Below are 5045 nucleotides of genomic sequence, written 5' to 3' on the forward strand. Positions count from 1 at the left end.
GCGATCTTTGCCTTCAGTGCCGCGTCGATCTTGCGTCTCGTCTTTGTCGTCATCATGCGCTCCGTCTATCAAACGGAGCAGCCCCTTCCAACTAAGCACGTGGTCCCACAATCGGGGTCCATTTCAGGCAGCCGGTCGTTGATTCCGGCGAGCTGGACCGATTGGAAGGTGGAGCGACTTCTCCGAGGCTCTGGCGGCGCTGCTCGGCAAGGATGCTGCCGAGTTGTCGGCATCGGCCGTCTGAAGGACGGTTGGCTCGACGAACACACCGCGTGGCAGAGGCGCGATCTGTCGGCCAAGCGCTACGTCTACATCTGGGCTGATGGCATCCATCTCCAAGCACGCCTCGAAGACGAAAGCAGTGCATCCCGGTGCTGATCGGCGCGACGCCGGAAGGCCGCAAGGAACTGGTCGGCTTCACCGATGGCGCCAGCGAGAGCGCGCACGACTGGCGCGATCTGCTGCTCGACCTGAAGCGGCGCGGGCTCGACGTGCCGCCGCGGCTCGCCATCGCCGATGGCGCGCTCGGGTTCTGGAAGGCCGCCGGTGAGGTCTGGCCACTGAGAGATCAACCGGACGCTGCGGCAGATCTCCTTTGGCGCAAGAGCTCACAAATACTCCTTCATAGCGACTGCTTATTAGCTTCGGGATAAGAGAATGTGTATAGGTCTACGGCAGCCTGGCGGCGATGAACATCTAATCAATGGTGAGTGATCGTGGATTCTAGGAATGTCGGGTTTTTCAATACCAACCGTTCGATGGATGAGTACTACGCAACGGAGAACTTGCCCGCAGAGCAAACGAGCATTGAGCAGGGACTGAGCGGCTTGCAGCTCAGTGACCCGGACGAGAGCGAACGCAACGGTAGTTCGTTCGATTCCGATTCCGCAGATCGACGGCGTGGCAGCTTCAGCAGCGGGCGCCATAGCGTCGACATGTCGCAAAGTTCAAGCGACTATTCAGCCAATGTGCTGCGATCCAGCCTTCGAGACAACGAGTATGGCAGCATGCGGTACTCGACGTCTAGGAATTCCACTTCCGCCGCGCATGGTAGACCGTCATTGCTGTCGCGGGCTACCTCAAAGCTGCGGGCGATTGGACTGAAAAGCAAAACAAAAGCGTCCGCCGCCTGCGACGAGCAAGTTATCGTCTCGACCCAGCTTCACATCTATGCTGCCAGGACGCCTGCAACAGACATCAGGTACGAGGACGCGGAGCTTATCAAAGAAAGTGTTGCCAACGGGTACCCGACAGAGCATGCAAGCCGCCTTCGACGTCTCTCTCGCGCGTTGGCTGAAAACGATCAGCCGCCATTCGCCGGTCGGCTTCACGACTTGGCGTTAGATGAGGTAGCCCGCACGCTTCATCATTCAGTGCTCAGCGCACTGAATGCACTCCGCGCCATGAAGGGAGTACCTGCACCCCCCCCCCGTCGCAAGGATCCCTCAGCGGGCCTCAAGAGCGAGGACGCCGAGCTTATCAAAGAAAGTGTTGCCAACGGGTACCCGCCACAGTATGCAAGCTGGCTTCGAATTCTCTCTCGCGTGTTGGCTGAAAACGATCAGCCGCCATTCGCCGCTCGGCTTCACGACTTGGCGTTAGATGAGGTAGGCAGGACGATTAATTCCTCAGTGATCACCGCACTGAGGATACTCCGCGACATGAAGGGAATAGTTGTAGCACCTCACTATAGCCAAGATGAAGATCTCATTCAGCGCTTCGTTAAGGCCTATGAAGATGGCCTCGCGAAGGAGCTCGCTGCGGACACCGCACGTAGGTATTCAAACGCTCTTCGCGAGCTTTCTCGTTGGTGCTTTGCTGAAAACCGAGGAGCAATTGCTGATCGCCTTACCGACCGGTCCTTCTTGATCGAGGCCAAGGCGCTGGGCGAGGAGCGGGGTGGGTCACGCCTGTACACACCAGCGCTTAAGGCGCTCCATCGATTCGCGAGTCGGCCCGACGTTACCTCGCTGGTTGATTTGCCGCGCTCACCGGAGGAGCAGCAGCAGGTTGATCTTTCGCGGCAGGGCCGCAGCAGATTATCGCTTGGCCCAGAGCAGTGGCTGGGTGACGAGCATATCCATAGGGACTACGAGCTCCTCGAGGAGGAGCTACGGCAGAACGCGCCAAATCTTGCCGACCGTACGCGCCTTGTGGATCCTCTCATCGCCAATTATAGTCTGCGCCTGGGGTGGAACATGGAGGTCGCGTTCCAGCGCATCGTCAATGATAGACGGACCGGCAACGACACGGCCGACTTCCTGTTCCTGCCAGTGAGCGATGCCTCCGCTACCGATCCTGCTCGCCGCGGCAGCCATTGGTCACTGCTGTTCGTTGATCGCCGCGATCGGTCAAATCCGGTTGCCTTTCATTACGACTCCCTGGAAGGATACCACCGCGAGGCTGCAGAAACCATCGCACGAAATCTGGGCGCTTATCTTGTGTCGCCTGAGATGGCGCAGCAGCGCAACGGCTATGATTGCGGTGTCTACGTGGTGGACGGCACGCGGGAGCTGGTCGGACGATTGGCGCAAGGGCAGTGGCCAGCCGTGGTCGACCTCAACAATCTCGTCGCCGATCGGCGGCAACTTCAACGACGATTGCGCACCGCTCCCGGAGATTCGCGAGCAAATGATCCGGCGGACCGAGCGGGCCCTCCAACACGAAGTGTCCATTCGCAGGGGGGGGACCGAGCTGGCCAGCGTGCTAGCTGGAATACGGCCGAGCTTTGGCAAGCCGCGGGGCTCGAGTTCCCTGATCTGGGTGATTCGCCAGCGCAAAGCGTCAACCAGCCAAGCTCAGCATCATGGGAGCAAAGCGCTGCGGCGCCGGTCTTCGGCGGCATACCGTATATGCCGCCTCCGGTGCCGGACTTGAGCGAATATGTCGGTCCGGGCTGGATCCACGGCAACCAGTGGGCGCCGGAGGATCTCATGCGCGGGATGCACTGGAATGGCGTGCTGCCGAGCGCGGACCGCCCCATGACCAACATCATGATCGCCGGGGTTCCCTATACAGCCCAGCTAGGACCATCGAACAAGCAAAGCGATATTTACGTCTACCTGAATGAGTAAACGCTCGGTCAGCAGAGTTCTAGACCCTATGTTCGCTCTCTGAGGTGACGGGCGGCCCGCCCGTGCTCTAATTGCGGGGAATCTCGACCAGCGACTTCCAAGAGGCGCTTTCGGCCTTGCTCGGCAAGGACGCGCCGAACTTGTCGCCGCCGGTCATCGCTGGCCTGAAGAAGGACTGGCAGGGCGAATACGAACGTTGGCAAAAGCGCGACCTGTCGGCGCGGCGCTACGTTTATATCTGGGCGGATGGCGTCTATCTGCAGGCTCGCATGGAAGACCATGCCGAATGCATCCTGGTGTTGATAGGCGCCACGCCTGAAGGAAAGAAGGAATTGATCGGCTTCCAGGTCGGGGTACGCGAGAGCGCACAAAGTTGGCGAGAATTGCTGATCGATCTGCGCAAGCGCGGCTTGCAGATCGGGCCTCAGCTTGCTGTCGGCGACGGCGCTCTCGGCTTCTGGCGGGCGCTCGATGAACTCTTCCCCGGCACGCAACATCAGCGATGTTGGCTGCACAAGGTGAACAACGTGCTCGACAAGGTCGCCAAGTCCGTGCAGCCGGCAATAAAGAGTGATCTGCGTGACATCTACCTGGCGCCGAACCGGGCGGCCGCTGAAACAGCGATTGATATCTTTGTCGAGAAGTACGGCGTCAAATACAAGCCGGCCGTTGAATGCCTGATCAAGGATCGCTCGGCTATGTTGGCGTTTTATGACTTCCCTGCCGAGCACTGGTCGCATCTGCGCACGTCGAATCCAATCGAGAGCGTCTTTGCCACGGTCAGGCACCGGACTGTGCGAACGAAGGGAGCGTTATCGCCACACACAGCAAAGTTGATGGTCTTCAAGCTCGTCGGCGCCGTATCGAAAACCTGGCGACGGTTGAAGGGCACAAATCAGTTGCCGAAGGTGATATCCGGGGTAAAGTTTGCGGACGGAATCGAAGTCATCGGTGTGCGGTCGTGAGCCGCTCGTCAGCGACGTTCAAGCTGATCAGCACGACCCAGTTCCCTTCCGGGCGTGCCGGGAACCGCTTGCATTCGCCGCAGCAGCGCGGCGATCGTTTGAGCGATCTGGGTTTGCGTCGCGGTCGACAGATTCGGCCACAGGCGCGGAATGTCGGCCGTCGGACGGCCAGGTGGATTTGCCAACGTTGGCAGGGGTCGATACGCAACGCGACCTGGGAGCGGTCGGTGGGTCATCGCGAATCACCTTCTCGTCGAGAAGCCTCAGACTCGCGCTCAAATGTTGCATCAATGGGATCAGCGTACGTGCACTGATGCGCGGCAGATCGGCGGCGTTCGGGTGGGCATCGGCCTTCCTCGTTCACTGACGAGGCAGTTCCTAGCATTACAGTTGTAATTTTTTCTTGAGATGGGCTTTGCGCGCAGTTGCCTGATGAGCCCTGCGCCAGAACGACCATGCGAGGACGCGGGCGTGCAGGATGCGCCGCTGGGCGAGCTTCATGGCGATGCGGCGGATTTCCTGGATCGACCAGCGGATCAAGAACGATGCGTCGGTCGCGGCCGCGGTCGCGTTTTTTTGAGCAAGGGCCCGGTGTTGGCCCGATGACGGATGACGGCCATCATGGCGAAGGCAAGCATGACGAGTGAGACATGGCGATGCCAGCCATGCCAGGAGCGGGTTTCGTTGTGATCAAGGCCGAGCTCGTTCTTGGCGGTTTCGAAGCTGTCCTCGATGGCCCAGCGATGGCCTTCCACCGATACCAGCTTCTGCATGGAGGTGCCCTTGGGGCACCATGTGGAGAAAAAGGCCAAGCTGTCGTCGGCGATGTTGCGGCGGATCAGAAGACCCCGCGTCCATTCCCCGGCAAGGTCGTCGTTGTATTCACTGGCTTCGAGATCGGCCAGCTCGAGATAGGCCCAGTCGTGCCAGCGCGGACCTTTGGTCCCTCCGCCGGACGACAGGCGGCGCCAGGCCTTTTTGGGAAGGCTCCGCGCGATCGCGGCGG

General features: G+C 60.1%; 3 protein-coding genes and 2 pseudogenes. 3 read left to right on the forward strand and 2 right to left on the reverse strand.

Annotation, left to right across the window (positions count from 1 at the left end; translation table 11 throughout):
- Window positions 1-175 precede the first annotated feature (175 nt).
- The 3 genes and pseudogenes from ACZYOF_RS42110 to ACZYOF_RS42120 all read left to right on the forward strand — a co-directional run.
- Window positions 176-560 (forward strand): annotated as a pseudogene (locus tag ACZYOF_RS42110) (transposase); the annotation flags it as partial.
- Between the two features lie 198 nt (window positions 561-758).
- Window positions 759-3074, forward strand: coding sequence for a Ulp1 family isopeptidase (locus tag ACZYOF_RS42115; protein WP_463719430.1), 2316 nt, complete (start codon window positions 759-761; stop codon window positions 3072-3074).
- Window positions 3075-3145: 71 nt separating this feature from the next.
- Window positions 3146-4039, forward strand: a pseudogene (locus ACZYOF_RS42120) (IS256 family transposase); the annotation flags it as partial.
- Window positions 4040-4423: 384 nt separating this feature from the next.
- Here ACZYOF_RS42120 and ACZYOF_RS42125 read toward each other — a convergent pair.
- Both ACZYOF_RS42125 and ACZYOF_RS42130 read right to left on the reverse strand, forming a co-directional pair.
- Window positions 4424-4579: a hypothetical protein gene (locus tag ACZYOF_RS42125; RefSeq protein WP_463719431.1), complete on the reverse strand. Its 156-nt coding sequence runs from the start codon at window positions 4577-4579 to the stop codon at window positions 4424-4426.
- The coding region (locus tag ACZYOF_RS42130) for a transposase (protein WP_463719432.1) at window positions 4576-5045 on the reverse strand (470 nt) is incomplete at its 5' end. The genes ACZYOF_RS42125 and ACZYOF_RS42130, both read right to left, overlap by 4 nt.

It is taken from the genome of Bradyrhizobium sp. LeoA1Lang (assembly GCF_055413685.1).

Excerpts from the sequence above, each read along its gene's own strand:
- ACZYOF_RS42115 (WP_463719430.1), top strand. The coding sequence starts at position 759 with ATGGATGAGTACTACGCAACGGAGAACTTGCCCGCAGAGCAAACGAGC.